At 66.6% G+C, this 13,963-nt stretch carries 14 protein-coding genes; 9 read left to right on the forward strand and 5 right to left on the reverse strand.

Annotation, left to right across the window (positions count from 1 at the left end; translation table 11 throughout):
- Positions 1-254: 254 nt before the first annotated feature.
- The 7 genes from rpsL (at position 255) to QRN63_RS03460 (ending at position 7,309) form a co-directional block, all read left to right on the forward strand.
- The gene (gene rpsL, locus QRN63_RS03430; protein ID WP_020101371.1) at positions 255-629 is read left to right on the forward strand and encodes a 30S ribosomal protein S12; all 375 of its coding nucleotides are present in this window, start codon (positions 255-257) and stop codon (positions 627-629) included.
- Positions 629-1,099, forward strand: a complete 471-nt coding sequence (gene rpsG, locus QRN63_RS03435) for a 30S ribosomal protein S7 (protein WP_020101372.1) — start codon at positions 629-631, stop codon at positions 1,097-1,099. Before rpsL ends, rpsG begins: the two co-directional genes overlap by 1 nt.
- A gap of 110 nt (positions 1,100-1,209) precedes the next feature.
- Positions 1,210-3,312 (forward strand): elongation factor G, encoded by a 2,103-nt coding sequence (gene fusA, locus QRN63_RS03440; RefSeq protein WP_061001887.1) that lies wholly within the window; start codon positions 1,210-1,212, stop codon positions 3,310-3,312.
- A 94-nt stretch (positions 3,313-3,406) separates the two neighbouring features.
- Complete coding sequence (gene tuf / locus QRN63_RS03445; RefSeq protein ID WP_020101374.1) at positions 3,407-4,597, forward strand: elongation factor Tu; 1,191 nt, start codon at positions 3,407-3,409, stop codon at positions 4,595-4,597.
- A 165-nt stretch (positions 4,598-4,762) separates the two neighbouring features.
- Positions 4,763-5,482, forward strand: coding sequence for a PP2C family protein-serine/threonine phosphatase (locus QRN63_RS03450; RefSeq protein ID WP_267318926.1), 720 nt, complete (start codon positions 4,763-4,765; stop codon positions 5,480-5,482).
- Between the two features lie 52 nt (positions 5,483-5,534).
- Entirely contained in the window at positions 5,535-6,365 is an 831-nt protein-coding gene (locus QRN63_RS03455; protein ID WP_285029686.1) for an SHOCT domain-containing protein, read from the forward strand.
- 92 nt (positions 6,366-6,457) lie between these two features.
- Positions 6,458-7,309, forward strand: coding sequence for a mycofactocin-coupled SDR family oxidoreductase (locus QRN63_RS03460; protein WP_285029203.1), 852 nt, complete (start codon positions 6,458-6,460; stop codon positions 7,307-7,309).
- Here QRN63_RS03460 and QRN63_RS03465 read toward each other — a convergent pair whose 3' ends face one another.
- Genes QRN63_RS03465 through ddaH form a run of 3 tightly spaced genes read right to left on the reverse strand, consistent with a single transcriptional unit; the run spans position 7,310 to position 10,191 of the window.
- Entirely contained in the window at positions 7,310-8,071 is a 762-nt protein-coding gene (locus QRN63_RS03465) for a hypothetical protein (protein WP_285029205.1), read from the reverse strand. It lies immediately after the preceding gene.
- 9 nt (positions 8,072-8,080) lie between these two features.
- Entirely contained in the window at positions 8,081-9,319 is a 1,239-nt protein-coding gene (rocD, locus tag QRN63_RS03470; RefSeq protein ID WP_285029206.1) for an ornithine--oxo-acid transaminase, read from the reverse strand.
- Positions 9,313-10,191 carry a dimethylargininase gene (gene ddaH, locus QRN63_RS03475; RefSeq protein ID WP_267318930.1) on the reverse strand — a complete coding sequence of 293 codons (879 nt, stop codon included), beginning with the start codon at positions 10,189-10,191 and terminating at the stop codon, positions 9,313-9,315. Before ddaH ends, rocD begins: the two co-directional genes overlap by 7 nt.
- A 121-nt stretch (positions 10,192-10,312) precedes the next feature.
- Between ddaH and QRN63_RS03480 the strand changes: the two genes are divergently transcribed.
- Both QRN63_RS03480 and QRN63_RS03485 read left to right on the forward strand, forming a co-directional pair.
- Complete coding sequence (locus tag QRN63_RS03480) at positions 10,313-10,774, forward strand: Rv2324 family transcriptional regulator (RefSeq protein ID WP_267318931.1); 462 nt, start codon at positions 10,313-10,315, stop codon at positions 10,772-10,774.
- 76 nt (positions 10,775-10,850) lie between these two features.
- Positions 10,851-12,026 carry an NAD(P)/FAD-dependent oxidoreductase gene (locus tag QRN63_RS03485; RefSeq protein WP_285029207.1) on the forward strand — a complete coding sequence of 392 codons (1,176 nt, stop codon included), beginning with the start codon at positions 10,851-10,853 and terminating at the stop codon, positions 12,024-12,026.
- A 45-nt stretch (positions 12,027-12,071) separates the two neighbouring features.
- Here the strand turns inward: QRN63_RS03485 and QRN63_RS03490 are convergent, their stop codons facing one another.
- Both QRN63_RS03490 and QRN63_RS03495 read right to left on the reverse strand, forming a co-directional pair.
- On the reverse strand, positions 12,072-13,352 hold the full coding sequence (locus tag QRN63_RS03490; protein WP_285029209.1) for a VOC family protein: 1,281 nt from the start codon (positions 13,350-13,352) through the stop codon (positions 12,072-12,074).
- A complete protein-coding gene (locus QRN63_RS03495) occupies positions 13,349-13,891 on the reverse strand; it encodes an RNA polymerase sigma factor (protein ID WP_267318934.1) in 543 nt (180 codons plus the stop codon). The genes QRN63_RS03490 and QRN63_RS03495 overlap by 4 nt, the downstream gene beginning before the upstream one ends.
- Positions 13,892-13,963: the final 72 nt, after the last annotated feature.

Here is a 13,963-nt window from a genome sequence, read left to right on the forward strand (position 1 = left end):
GAGTCCTCTGTGCGGGTTTGGATCGTGGCGGTCCGTACTGGTATCGTGGTGGTTCGTGCCTGGCCGACTGGGCGCTTACATTCATTGTGTTTGTGGGCAAGCCTGCACGCCGGGCCAATTCGCATGTCCGTGGTGCACCGCAAGGTTTGTGCCTGGCCTCGTGCGACACGCCCGGACGCGGGGTATGCGATCGGACGAAAACCGCAGTACAGAGACTTAAACCGAAGTACGAACGCAACACAGAAAGCCGATAGATGCCAACCATCAACCAGCTGGTCCGCAAGGGTCGCCACGACAAGACCGCCAAGGTCAAGACCGCGGCACTCAAGGGCAGCCCGCAGCGTCGTGGTGTGTGCACCCGCGTGTACACCACCACCCCCAAGAAGCCGAACTCGGCGCTGCGCAAGGTCGCCCGCGTGAAGCTGACGAGCCAGGTTGAGGTCACGGCCTACATCCCGGGTGAAGGCCACAACCTGCAGGAGCACTCGATGGTGCTCGTGCGTGGCGGTCGTGTGAAGGACCTCCCCGGTGTGCGCTACAAGATCATCCGCGGCTCGCTGGACACCCAGGGTGTCAAGAACCGCAAGCAGGCACGCAGCCGTTACGGCGCCAAGAAGGAGAAGAGCTAATGCCACGCAAAGGCCCCGCGCCGAAGCGGCCGCTGGTCAACGACCCGGTCTACGGTTCGCAGCTGGTCACCCAGCTGGTCAACAAGGTGCTGCTGGACGGCAAGAAGTCGCTGGCCGAGCGCATCGTCTACGGCGCCCTTGAGCAGGCTCGTGAGAAGACCGGCACCGACCCCGTCGTGACCCTGAAGCGCGCCATGGACAACGTCAAGCCGTCCCTCGAGGTCCGCAGCCGCCGCGTCGGTGGCGCGACCTACCAGGTGCCGGTCGAGGTTCGTCCGGACCGCTCGACCACCCTGGCGCTGCGCTGGCTGGTCAGCTTCTCGAAGGCTCGCCGCGAGAAGACCATGGTCGAGCGTCTGGCCAACGAAATCCTGGACGCCAGCAACGGCCTGGGTGCCGCCGTCAAGCGACGCGAGGACACCCACAAGATGGCCGAGGCGAACCGGGCCTTCGCGCACTACCGCTGGTGACTCAATCGCCGGCCGCCAATGTCGGCGGCCGGCGCATCTGATTCACAACTGACCGCCCTCCCGGGCGACGCGGATTTACTTAAAGCAACTGAAAGAGTGGGAATCTAGCCGTGGCACAGGACGTGCTGACCGACCTGAACAAGGTCCGCAACATCGGCATCATGGCGCACATCGACGCCGGCAAGACGACGACGACCGAGCGCATCCTTTTCTACACCGGTATCTCGTACAAGATCGGTGAGGTTCATGACGGCGCGGCCACCATGGACTGGATGGAGCAGGAGCAGGAGCGTGGTATCACCATCACCTCCGCTGCGACCACCTGTTTCTGGAACGACAACCAGATCAACATCATCGACACCCCGGGACACGTCGACTTCACCGTCGAGGTGGAGCGTTCGCTCCGTGTGCTCGACGGTGCCGTCGCCGTGTTCGACGGCAAAGAAGGCGTGGAGCCGCAGTCCGAGCAGGTGTGGCGTCAGGCTGACAAGTACGACGTGCCGCGCATCTGCTTCGTCAACAAGATGGACAAGCTGGGCGCCGACTTCTACTTCTCGGTCCAGACCATGAAGGACCGCCTGGGCGCGAACGTCATCCCAATCCAGCTTCCGATCGGCTCCGAAGGTGACTTCGAGGGCGTCGTCGACCTGGTCGAGATGAAGGCCAAGGTCTGGCGCGGCGAGACCAAGCTCGGTGAGAAGTACGAGACCATCGACATCCCGGCCGACCTTCAGGAGAAGGCCGACGAGTACCGCACCGCCATGATCGAGGCCGTCGCCGAGACCGACGACGAGCTCATGGAGAAGTACCTGGGCGGCGAAGAGCTGACGATCGACGAGATCAAGGGCGGCCTGCGCAAGCTGACCGTCACCAGTGCCGCCTACCCGGTGCTGTGTGGTTCCGCGTTCAAGAACAAGGGTGTGCAGCCCATGCTCGACGCGGTCATCGACTACCTCCCGACCCCGCTGGACGTGCCGGCCGCCGAAGGCCACGTCCCGGGCAAGGAAGACGAGATCATCTCGCGCAAGCCGTCGGCCGACGAGCCGTTCTCGGGCCTGGCGTTCAAGGTCGCCACGCACCCGTTCTTCGGCAAGCTGACCTACGTCCGCGTGTACTCGGGCAAGGTCGACTCCGGTGCTCAGGTCATCAACTCGACCAAGGGCAAGAAGGAGCGTCTGGGCAAGCTGTTCCAGATGCACTCCAACAAGGAGAACCCGGTCGAGTCGGCCGCTGCCGGTCACATCTACGCGGTCATCGGCCTCAAGGACACCACCACCGGTGACACCCTGTGCGACCCGAGCAACCAGATCGTGCTCGAGTCCATGACCTTCCCGGACCCGGTCATCGAGGTGGCCATCGAGCCCAAGACCAAGAGCGACCAGGAGAAGCTGGGCACGGCGATCCAGAAGCTCGCCGAAGAGGACCCGACCTTCAAGGTGCACCTGGACCAGGAGACCGGCCAGACCGTCATCGGCGGTATGGGCGAGCTCCACCTGGACATCCTGGTGGACCGCATGCGTCGCGAGTTCAAGGTCGAGGCCAACGTCGGTAAGCCGCAGGTCGCCTACCGCGAGACCATCCGCAAGGCCGTGCAGAACGTGGAGTTCACCCACAAGAAGCAGACCGGTGGTTCGGGTCAGTTCGCCAAGGTCATCATCAACGTCGAGCCCTTCATCGGCGAAGACGGTGCGACCTACGAATTCGAGAACAAGGTCACCGGTGGCCGCATCCCGCGTGAGTACATCCCGTCGGTGGATGCCGGTGCGCAGGACGCGATGCAGTACGGCATCCTGGCCGGCTACCCGCTGGTCAACCTCAAGGTGACGCTGCTCGACGGCGCCTACCACGACGTCGACTCGTCGGAAATGGCCTTCAAGGTCGCCGGTTCGCAGGCACTGAAGAAGGCTGCGTCTGCGGCGCAGCCCGTCATCCTGGAACCGATCATGGCCGTCGAGGTCACCACGCCCGAGGACTACATGGGCGACGTGATCGGCGACCTGAACTCCCGCCGTGGCCAGATCCAGGCCATGGAGGAGCGCAGTGGTGCTCGTGTCGTCAAGGCACAGGTTCCGCTGTCCGAAATGTTCGGCTACGTCGGCGACCTCCGGTCGAAGACCCAGGGCCGGGCGAACTACTCCATGGTGTTCGACTCGTACGCCGAAGTTCCGGCGAACGTGTCGAAGGAGATCATCGCCAAGGCGACGGGCCAGTAGTCTCTGACCCGTTCTGCTGCGGCAGACCACACAACTGAACACTGTTAACACACCTGCTTAACCAAAGCACCAACAAGTCCAGGAGGACACAGAAGTGGCGAAGGCGAAGTTCGAGCGGACGAAGCCGCACGTCAACATCGGGACCATCGGTCACGTTGACCACGGCAAGACCACGCTGACTGCAGCAATCACCAAGGTTCTGCACGACAAGTACCCCGATTTGAACGAATCGCGCGCATTCGACCAGATCGACAACGCGCCCGAGGAGCGTCAGCGCGGTATCACCATCAACATCTCGCATGTTGAGTACCAGACCGACAAGCGCCACTACGCCCACGTGGACGCCCCCGGTCACGCTGACTACATCAAGAACATGATCACCGGTGCCGCCCAGATGGACGGCGCAATCCTCGTGGTCGCCGCCACCGACGGCCCGATGCCGCAGACCCGCGAGCACGTGCTGCTCGCCCGCCAGGTCGGCGTGCCCTACATCCTCGTCGCGCTGAACAAGTCCGACATGGTTGAGGACGAGGAGCTCCTGGAGCTCGTCGAGATGGAGGTCCGCGAACTGCTGGCCGCTCAGGACTTCGACGAGGACGCCCCCGTGGTCCGCGTCTCGGCGCTGAAGGCGCTCGAGGGCGACGCCACCTGGGTGAAGTCGGTCGAGGAGCTCATGGAGGCCGTCGACGAGTCCATCCCGGACCCGGTTCGCGAGACCGACAAGCCGTTCCTGATGCCCGTTGAGGACGTCTTCACCATCACCGGTCGTGGCACCGTGGTGACCGGCCGTGTCGAGCGTGGCGTGATCAACGTCAACGAAGAGGTCGAGATCGTCGGCATCCGCCCGACCACGACCAAGACCACCGTCACCGGTGTCGAGATGTTCCGCAAGCTGCTCGACCAGGGCCAGGCCGGCGACAACGTCGGTCTGCTGGTTCGTGGTATCAAGCGCGAAGAGGTCGAGCGTGGCCAGGTCGTCGTGAAGCCCGGCACCACCACCCCGCACACCGAGTTCGAGGGCAGCGTCTACATCCTGTCCAAGGACGAGGGCGGCCGCCACACGCCGTTCTTCAACAACTACCGTCCGCAGTTCTACTTCCGTACCACGGACGTGACGGGCGTGGTTACCCTGCCCGAGGGCACCGAGATGGTTATGCCCGGTGACAACACCGACATCTCCGTCGTGCTGATCCAGCCGGTCGCCATGGACGAGGGCCTGCGGTTCGCCATCCGTGAGGGTGGTCGTACCGTCGGCGCCGGCCGCGTCACCAAGATCATCAAGTGATCTAGTTTTTCCAAGCGGAGCGCCGCTCATCCGAAAGGGTGGGCGGCGCTCTGCTTTTTTAAGACGTGCGTTTGCCGCGAGAAAGAGGTGTCGACGCGTGGTACTTGCGGGAAAGATGGCAGGATCGTTCGCGATGGAGGGGAACGCGATGATGGGTGGCCTGTCGTGCGGGTGAACGTGCGGGCATTCACCGACACCGGACTACGGCGCAAGCGCAACGAAGACGCCGTGATGGTCGGGGGGTGGGTCAGCCAGACGCACAACGGCGTCCTGGTGGAGATGCGGATGCAGCCGGGGTCCCCGTTCGTCTGCGCGGTGTGCGACGGGATGGGCGGGCACGTCGGCGGCGACGTCGCGAGCCGGACGGCGCTGAGCATGATCGCGACCATGTCGCCGGGCTGGACCGGTGGTGACGACATCACGTCGTCGCTGTCGTACGTCAGTGACTGGCTGTACGACATGGGCCGCGACACCGAACTGGCCGGGATGGGTACCACCATCGCCGGTGTCTGCCTGACCGCCGACGAGGTGATCGTCTTCAATGTCGGGGACAGCCGGGTGTACTCGGTCGACGGGGAGACGCTGACCCAGGTGTCGGTCGACGACGCCGTCCTCGACGCCGCGGGCCGGCCCACCAACATCATCACCCAGTCGCTCGGACAGGGCGTGCCCATCGCCGCCCACCTCACCGCGACGCCGCTGCAACCCGGTAGCTACCTGATGTGTTCCGACGGCGTGCACGGTCAGATGGAGCATCACGACCTGCAGGCGGCCACCGCGTGCAACGACCGGGGCGACGGTTCGGCCATCATCATCGGGACGGCCCGGGCCAACGGTGCCGCAGACAATTTCTCGTTCGTCCTGTTGGACGTCCTCGCAGACTGAGGCGCACTAGAGTCTCTCGCAACGGTTCTGCTGATCAAGGAGCGTGGCTGAGATGTTGGTGCGCTATCTCAAGGCTCAGGTCATGGTGCTGCTGTGCGGCGGATTGGTGGGCCCGATCTTCCTGGCGGTGTACTTCTACACCGGGCAGGACGAATTGTTGAAGTGGATGTTCTGGGCGGGCCTGCTGGTCACCGCCATCGACGTCCTGGTCGCGCTGGGGCTGGCGGGCTTCGGCGCCAAGCAGTCGGCGGCGTTGCAGACCCTGGAAGCGAGCGGTGTGCTCGGGCTGGCCGAGGTCACCGGGATGGGCGAGACCGGCACCCGTATCAACGACCAGCCGCTGGTGAAACTCAATCTGCACATCTCTGGACCGGGTCTCGCCCCGTTCGACGCGCAGGACAAGGTGCTCGCATCGGTGAGCCGGCTACCGATGCTCACCGGCCGCAAACTCGTCGTGCTGGTCGATCCGGCGACCAACAAGTTCAACATCGACTGGCAGAGAAGCGCTTTGGTGTCGGGCATGATGCCGGTCCGGCTCACGTCGGAGCAGGACGGCCGGACGTACGACCTGACCGGACGTGCGGGCCCGATCATGGACATCCTGCAGATCCTCAAGGTCAACGGGGTGCCGCTGGAGGGGATCGCCGACCTCCGGTCGAATCCGGCGGTGCGGCAACGGGTCATGGACGTGGTTCGGCGGGCGACGGCCGCCGAGCGTGAGCCGGCCGGGGCGCCCGCTGCGGCGGCGCCGCCCGTCGTACCGCAGCCGCCGGCACCGTCGACGGCACAGCGGCTGCAGGAGATCGAGACGTTGCGCGCGATGGGCACCATCAGCGACGCCGAGTACACCGCCAAACGCGCGCAGATCATCGCGGAGTTGTAGCCATCCCGGTGTCCGGACATTGCTAGAACACGTTTCAGTTTTGCTGCTAGCCTGGCTAAGAACTCGCGCGAACTGTGATGGAAGGACTGGCAATGGCGGCAGGCGGAGCACTCGAAGGCAAAGTGGCGTTCGTTACCGGGGCCGCCCGGGGCCAGGGTCGCGCGCACGCGATCCGGTTCGCGCGCGAAGGCGCCGACGTTGTGGCCATCGACATCTGCGGTCCCGTCTCGGACACCATCACCTATCCGATGCCCACGTCGGAGGACCTCGCCGAGACTGCGCGGCTCGTCGAGGCGGAAGGCCGTAAGGTCCTCGCCCGTGAGGTCGACATCCGCGACCTCGCCGCCCAGAAGCAGGTCGTCGCCGACGCCGTCGAGCAGTTCGGTCGGCTGGACATCCTGGTGGCCAACGCGGGCGTCCTGAGCTGGGGCCGCCTGTTCGAGATGGACGAAGATCAGTGGGACAGCGTCGTCAACGTCAACCTGTCCGGGACCTGGCGCACCATCCGGGCCGTGGTCCCGGCGATGATCGAGGCCGGTAACGGCGGGTCGATCATCATCGTCAGTTCCTCGGCGGGTCTCAAGGCCACGCCGGGCAACGGCCACTACGCGGCCTCGAAGTTCGGTCTCGTCGGCCTCGCCAACGCACTGGCACTCGAGGTGGGCGAGTTCGGCATCCGCGTCAACTCGATCCACCCGTACTCGATCATGACGCCGATGATCGAGCCGGAGGCCATGGGCGCGATCTTCTCCAAGTACCCCACTTACCTGCACAGCTTCGCGCCGATGCCGTACAAGCCCGTCTCGCATGACGGCAAGGCCGGGCTGCAGGAATTCATGACGCCGGAAGAAGTCACCGACGTGGTGACCTGGTTGGCCGGGCCGGGGTCGGGGACCATCTCCGGTTCGCAGATCGCCGTCGACCGCGGCGTCATGAAGTACTAGCTACGGGGCCACCTGCCCGACCAGGACGTCCGTGAATTCTGTTGCGCCCGCTGAGATTCTGATTGCCGGCCGGCCGCAGCCGGGTGCCGTCGTGCCTCGGAACGCGGACTTACCGTCAAGGTCCACCGAGACCTCGCCGGCCTTCGTGATCGTCACATCGATTGTGTGCCAGTCGTTGCCGGGCGGTGCCGGGATCGGGCCCGAATCGGTGCCGGCAGGCCCGGCGGCGGTGGTGAGCCCGACGGTGTAGCCACCCGCCGCAGTGCGGACGCGTCCGGTGAATCGCAGTGAGCACGCGGGATCACCGGATTGGCTCAGTCCCGCCCACGCGGTCGGGGCACTCGCCTCGAGGCGCACGGTCCGGCCGTTGTCGGTGAATGTGGCGTCGACGCCACCGACGCGGGTCCAGCTGGTGAAGTCCGTCGGCTCCGGTGGGTGCGTCGGCACGATGGTCAGGCCGTTGAACGGTGTCGTCGTCCCGTTCGTCGACGCCGTGGTGTCGCGCAGGGCCTTGGTGGCGATCACCGTGCCGCCTGCCACCAGGACGACAACCGCGAGCACCGCACCGCCGATGAGCCACCATCTCCGCGCGCCGGACCGGTGCGGCGGGCCCGGTTCTGTTGGTGCGTAACGGTATTGGTCGTCGACCCACAGCGCCCACCCCGGCGGTGGCGGCGGCCAGGACGGATCCGGCTGCCAGTCCGGGCCCGGCCGCCAGTCGGGCGGAAATGGCGGCCAGTTGGGCGGCGGATTGAAGCGCATCCTATGGATCTACCACCGCACGCCCGGCGGCTCGGCCAGTACCTCGGTGAATCGGTCCATCGCCCAGTCGATTTCGTCTCGCGTGATCACCAGCGGCGGGGCGAACCGCAGGGTCGGGCCGTGGGTGTCCTTGGTCAGTACGCCGCGCTCGGCCAGCCGCAGGCTGGCCTCCCGGCCGGTGCCGACGGCCGGATCGAGGTCGACGCCCGCCCACAGGCCCAGTCCGCGAACGGCCGTCACGCCGTGGCCGATCATCGCTGTGAGGCGGGCGTGCAGGTGCCGACCGAGTTCGGTTGCCCTGGACTGAAATTCGCCGCGCTGGAGCATGTTGACCACCGTGGTGCCGATGGCCGTGGCCAGCGGATTGCCGCCGAAGGTCGAGCCGTGTTCGCCGGGGTGCAGCACGCCGAGCACATCCTGGTCGGCCACCACGGCGGACAGTGGCACGACCCCGCCGCCCAGCGCCTTGCCCAGCACGTACACGTCGGGCACGACGCCCCAGTGATCGCACGCGAAGGTGCGGCCGGTGCGGGCCAGGCCGGCCTGGATCTCGTCGGCGATCATCAGCACGCGGCGCTCGGTGCACAACGCGCGTACCCGGGGCAGATAGTCGTCGGGTGGCACGATGATTCCGGCCTCGCCCTGGATCGGCTCGATCAGCACCGCGGCGGTGTCGTCGTCGATGGCGGCCGCGAGCGCGTCGGTGTCGCCGAACGGCACGGACCGGAAACCCGGTGTGTACGGGCCGAAACCGTGCCGCGCCGTGTCGTCGTCGGAGAAGCTGATGATCGTCGTCGTGCGGCCGTGGAAATTGCCCCGCGCCACGATGATGTTCGGCGCCGTCACCCCTTTGACGTCCCGGCTCCATTTGCGCGCGACCTTGATCGCGCTCTCGACGGCCTCGGCGCCACTGTTCATCGGCAGTACCAGGTCCTTGCCGCACAGCTGGGCGAGTGCGGCGCAGAACGGGCCCAGCCGGTCGGAGTGGAAGGCGCGACTGACCAGCGTCACGGCATCCAGTTGGGCGTGTGCGGTCGCCAGGATTTCGGGATTGCGGTGGCCGAAGTTGACGGCCGAATACGCCGCCAGACAGTCCAGGTAGCTGCGCCCCTCGGGGTCGGTGATCCACACCCCGTCGGCGGACGCCGCGACGACCGGCAGCGGGGCGTAGTTGTGCGCGGCGTAGCGGTCGTCGAGGGCGATCAGCTGAGCCGTGCTTTGCGGTGTTCCCGCAACGGCTTTCAGCATGACGCCGAGTACACCTCCAGGGTGCAGCACTTGACCGAACCGCCGCCCTTGAGCAACTCGGACAGGTCGACACCGACGGGCCGGAAACCGGCGGCGGCGAGTTGCGCGGCGAAGCCGGTGGCCGCGGCCGGATGTACGACGTTCAGTCCGTCGGACACCGCGTTCAGGCCGAGGACGTGGGCGTCGGCGTCGGAAACCTCGATGGCGCCCGGAAACATCTTGCGCAGCAACGCCACCGACGTGGCGCCGAAGGCCGGGGGATAGAACGCGATGGTCTCGTCGTCGAGCACGGCCAGTGCCGTGTCGAGGTGGTAGAAGCGGGGGTTGACGAGCTGCAGGCTGACCAACGGCAGCCCGGACAGCTTGGCGACCTCGTCGTGCGACTGGCGGTCGGTGCGGAATCCGTAGCCGGCCAGGATTTGCGATCCGATGATCAGCAGGTCGCCCTGGCCCTCGTTGGTGTGCTCGGTATACAGCGGGCAGTAGCCGTGGTCCATCATCCATCCGGCATAGGCCACCGATTCTCCGGTCCGCTGCGGGTAGGCGAACCGGGCGATGATGGCCACCTTCTCGAACCCGTCATCGAGCACCAGTCCGCCGTTGGCGGCGTACACCATGTCGGGCAGTCCGGGAATCGGGTCGACCAGTTCGACGGTGTGCCCGAGGCTCCGGTACGTCCGGACCAGCTGCTCCCATTGCCGCACCGCCAACGCCGTGTCAACGCGGGCGGAAGGGTCCATCCACGGGTTGATCGCATATTCGACGGCGAAATGCGTCGGCCGGGTCATCACATAGTGCCGGGGGCGGGCCACCCGGTCCGGTCGCCAACCTGAGTTCGGTGTCGCCATCTTGACGACATCAGTAATCGTCATAATTCGATGGTAGAAGCACTCTCGCGTGCAAGCAATCGATGCTTGTTGCGCATATGTAACAGATCTATTGTTTGATTGCCCGCGATTCAACAATCTATTGCGTGACGGAGGTGTGCGGCCGGTGGAAAGCGTCGACGAGACCGACGAGCGCATCCTGGCGGAGTTGGCGGACAACGCGCGCGCCACGTTCGCCGAGATCGGTGAGCGGGTGGGCCTGTCGGCGCCCGCGGTCAAGCGGCGCGTCGACCGGCTTCTCGCCACGGGCGTCATCCGTGGCTTCACCACCGTCGTCGACCGGAATGTGATCGGTTGGGGCACAGAGGCATACGTTCAGGTGTACTGTCACGGCACCATCACGCCGGCGCAGCTGCGGGAGGCCTGGGAGGGTATCCCCGAGGTGGTCTCGGCCGCCACGGTGACCGGCACGTCCGACGCGATCCTGCATCTGTTGACGCGAGATATGCGGCATCTGGAGGCGGTGCTGGAGCGCATCCGGGGCAGTGCGGCGATCGAACGCAGCGAGAGCATCGTGGTGCTGTCGAACATCGTCGAGCGCCGGGTCGGGGGCTGGGGCCAGGCCTGAGTCCCGGCCGGCCTGCTGAGCAGGCAAGCACAGGGTGGCCTACCTCCCACCGGCCGCATCGTGTAAGAAAGCCGACGTGACTACAAACGGAGGCATCGTCATCGTCGGTGGCGGTCTGGCCGCCGCGCGTACCGCTGAGCAACTGCGCAAAGCCGGGTACGCCGGGCCGATCACGCTGATCAGCGACGAGGTCCATCTGCCGTACGACCGGCCGCCGCTGTCCAAGGACGTGCTGCGCGCCGAGGTCGACGACACGACACTCAAGCCCGCGGAGTTCTACGACGAGAACAACATCACGCTGCTGCTGGGTTCGGGCGCGGTCAAGCTCGACACCGATGCCCAGACGGTGACCCTCGCGAACGGCGAGGTCGTCGCCTACGCGGAGCTGGTCATCGCCACGGGCCTGGTGCCCCGCACCATCCCGTCGCTGCCGGACCTCGAGGGCATCCGGGTGCTGCGCACCTACGACGAGTCGCTGGCGCTGCGCGCGCACGCCGGTTCGGCCAAGCGCGCCGTGGTGATCGGCGCCGGGTTCATCGGCTGCGAGGTGGCGGCCAGCCTGCGCAAGATCGGTGTCGAGGTGACCATCGTCGAACCGCAGCCCACGCCCCTGGCGTCGGTGCTCGGTACCGAGATCGGTGAACTGGTGGCACGGCTGCACCGCGCCGAAGGCGTCGACGTGCGGTGCGGCGTCGGGGTCACCGGCGTGACCGGCACCGGCCACGTCGAGAAGGTGCAGCTTGCCGACGGCTCCGAACTGGACGCCGACGTCGTCGTCGTCGGGATCGGGTCGCGCCCGTCCACCGACTGGCTCGACGGCAGCGGCATCGCCGTCGACAACGGTGTCGTGTGCGACGCCGCTGGCCGTACCAGCGTGCCGAACGTGTGGGCCATCGGTGATGTCGCCTCCTGGCGTGATGCGGCGGGACACCAAGTGCGCGTGGAACATTGGAGCAACGTGGCCGAACAGGCGCGGGTGATCGTGCCGGCGATGCTGGGCCAGGATGCCACCGCCGCCGTGGTCGTGCCCTACTTCTGGAGCGACCAGTACGACGTCAAGATCCAGTGCCTGGGTGAGCCCAAAGCCGGCGACACCGTGCACATCGTCGAGGACGACGGCCGCAAGTTCCTGGCGTTCTACGAGCGCGACGGCGCGGTGAGCGGCGTGGTCGGCGGTGGCATGCCGGGCAAGGTGATGAAGAACCGCGCCAAGGTCGCGGCCGCCGTCCCGATCGCCGACGTTTTGCCGTGATCCGCGCACGAAAATCCGCGCCGGCCGCGGATTTTCGTACACAGATCACATGGAGCCGAGGTAGAACCGGGCGCCCTGGTCGTCGGTGCACAGCGCTGACATGCCGTACGGCTGGCGGCTCGGTTCGTCGATGACGGTGCCGCCCGCCTCGCGGACTCGCGCCACGGCAGCGTCGATGTCCGTCACGTCCCACATCGGGACGGCGACGGTCTGCGCCGCACCGCCGGCGGCACCGGACATCGGGTGGCAGCCTTGCACCCCCCAGCCGTCGTCGATCCGGCCCGGCTCGAACGTCCAGGAAAGCACCTGGCCGTAGAAGTCCCGGAAGGCGGCTGAGTCGGTGACTTCATAGGTGAGGTACGAAAGTTCGCCTGGCCCTGCGCCATTGAGCTCCGGCCGGGGCACACCCGGCGTCGGCTGGAACACCGCGAACTCGGTGCCGAGCGCGTCAGTGGCGTCGAGCGTCGCACCCCACTCGTGGGTCTCTGGCGTGCCCACGCGGCCGCCCGCGGCCACGATCGCCTCCCGTGCGGTGTCGAGGTCGCGCACCGCGTAGCAGCAGAACAACGTCTGCGGGCCGGTGGTTTCGACGATGCCGGTGCTCAGGCGGGTGTTGGTCACCTGGCGCGTGGCCGGGTCGTACACCCAGCCGAGCACGTGCCCGTAGAAGGCGGCGGCCCGCTGGGCGTCCGGTGTCTGCACCGACACGTAGCCGACATCTCCGTGCTGGATGGGTGCCGCGAGTCCGGGGATCGGACCGGTCAGCATCCAGCGGTGCCCGAACGGGTCGATCACCACCGCGGTCCGCGAGCCGTGGGCCTCGTAGGGTTCCCGCTGCACCTGCGCACCGTGTTGCCGGGCCTGCGCCAGAGCGGCGTCGGTGTCCGGCACCGCGAGCATCAGGCTCACCGAAACAGCCTGGGGCTGTGGTGCTTTCAGGCCGATCTCGGAGAACTCATCGGCCAGGTACAGCACGCCGCCGGCCAGCGTCAGCTCGGCATGGCCGATCCGGCCGTCGTCCATGACGATCGGATCCCCGACCAGGACGGCGCCGAGCGCGTCGACGTACCAGGCGACCGCGGCCCGCGCGTCGGCCACGGCCAAGTAGGGCAGAGCCGCCGGACGTGGCAGCTCGGTCGCAGCGGCGGCAGGCGTGTTCAGTTCGGCGATGGCTGTGTCTGTTCCACTCATGTCGATTCCTTTCGGGAGGGTGAGGGCGGCTTCCAGCCGCGCGCGCAGCCGGGCCGCGAAAACCGGATCGGGCGGCACGGGGAGTTCACCGCCGGCCAGAACGGTCAGCGGGTCGTGACTGTTGTGCTGGGTCATGACGCACCTCCGTCCTGGTATTCGGTTCGGAATGCCCGCCGCGCCCGGACCAGCAGGGCTTCGGTGGCGTGCACGGTGCGTCCGATCAACTCGGCGCATTCGGGCACGGGGCGGTCATCCAGATATCGCAGTGTCAGCACCATCCGGTGCTGTTCGGGTAGCCGGGCCAGCGCGGCCTCGGCGACCAGGCGATCCAGTTCGGCATCCCAGTCGTCGAAAGGCTCTGCAGGCTCGGGCGTTTCGGCCACGGGCACGGTGAATCTGTCGTGCCTGCGGCGGTAGTGATCGGCCAGTTTGTGCCTGGCCACACCGATCAGCCACGGCACGGAGATCGCCGGTGGCGCTTCGCGACGGGCAGCATCCATCGCCGCAAGAAACGTCTCTGACGTCAGATCCTCCGCGGTGCCCCGATCACCGCAGCGCCGTACGAAGTACCCGTAGACCACAGGTAACGCCGAGTCGTACAGCGCCAGCAGTGTCTGCGGAGCATCTCCGTCTGATTCGCCCCTCACACCCTTATCGTCGCGCCGGGCGGTCATTTTCCGACGGGCCAAACGGAAATTTCTGTGATTGGTGCACGGTCTTCCGCGCTGACCGCGGAAAACCGTGCA

The organism is Mycolicibacterium sp. lyk4-40-TYG-92, assembly GCF_030209435.1.
Classification (GTDB): Bacteria; Actinomycetota; Actinomycetes; order Mycobacteriales; family Mycobacteriaceae; genus Mycobacterium.

Excerpts from the sequence above, each read along its gene's own strand:
- rpsG (WP_020101372.1), top strand. The coding sequence starts at position 629 with ATGCCACGCAAAGGCCCCGCGCCGAAGCGGCCGCTGGTCAACGACCCG.
- QRN63_RS03490 (WP_285029209.1), bottom strand. The coding sequence starts at position 13,352 with ATGACCCAGCACAACAGTCACGACCCGCTGACCGTTCTGGCCGGCGGT.
- QRN63_RS03460 (WP_285029203.1), top strand. The coding sequence starts at position 6,458 with ATGGCGGCAGGCGGAGCACTCGAAGGCAAAGTGGCGTTCGTTACCGGG.
- rpsL (WP_020101371.1), top strand. The coding sequence starts at position 255 with ATGCCAACCATCAACCAGCTGGTCCGCAAGGGTCGCCACGACAAGACC.
- QRN63_RS03495 (WP_267318934.1), bottom strand. The coding sequence starts at position 13,891 with ATGACCGCCCGGCGCGACGATAAGGGTGTGAGGGGCGAATCAGACGGA.
- ddaH (WP_267318930.1), bottom strand. The coding sequence starts at position 10,191 with ATGACGATTACTGATGTCGTCAAGATGGCGACACCGAACTCAGGTTGG.
- QRN63_RS03465 (WP_285029205.1), bottom strand. The coding sequence starts at position 8,071 with ATGCGCTTCAATCCGCCGCCCAACTGGCCGCCATTTCCGCCCGACTGG.
- rocD (WP_285029206.1), bottom strand. The coding sequence starts at position 9,319 with ATGCTGAAAGCCGTTGCGGGAACACCGCAAAGCACGGCTCAGCTGATC.
- QRN63_RS03455 (WP_285029686.1), top strand. The coding sequence starts at position 5,535 with ATGTTGGTGCGCTATCTCAAGGCTCAGGTCATGGTGCTGCTGTGCGGC.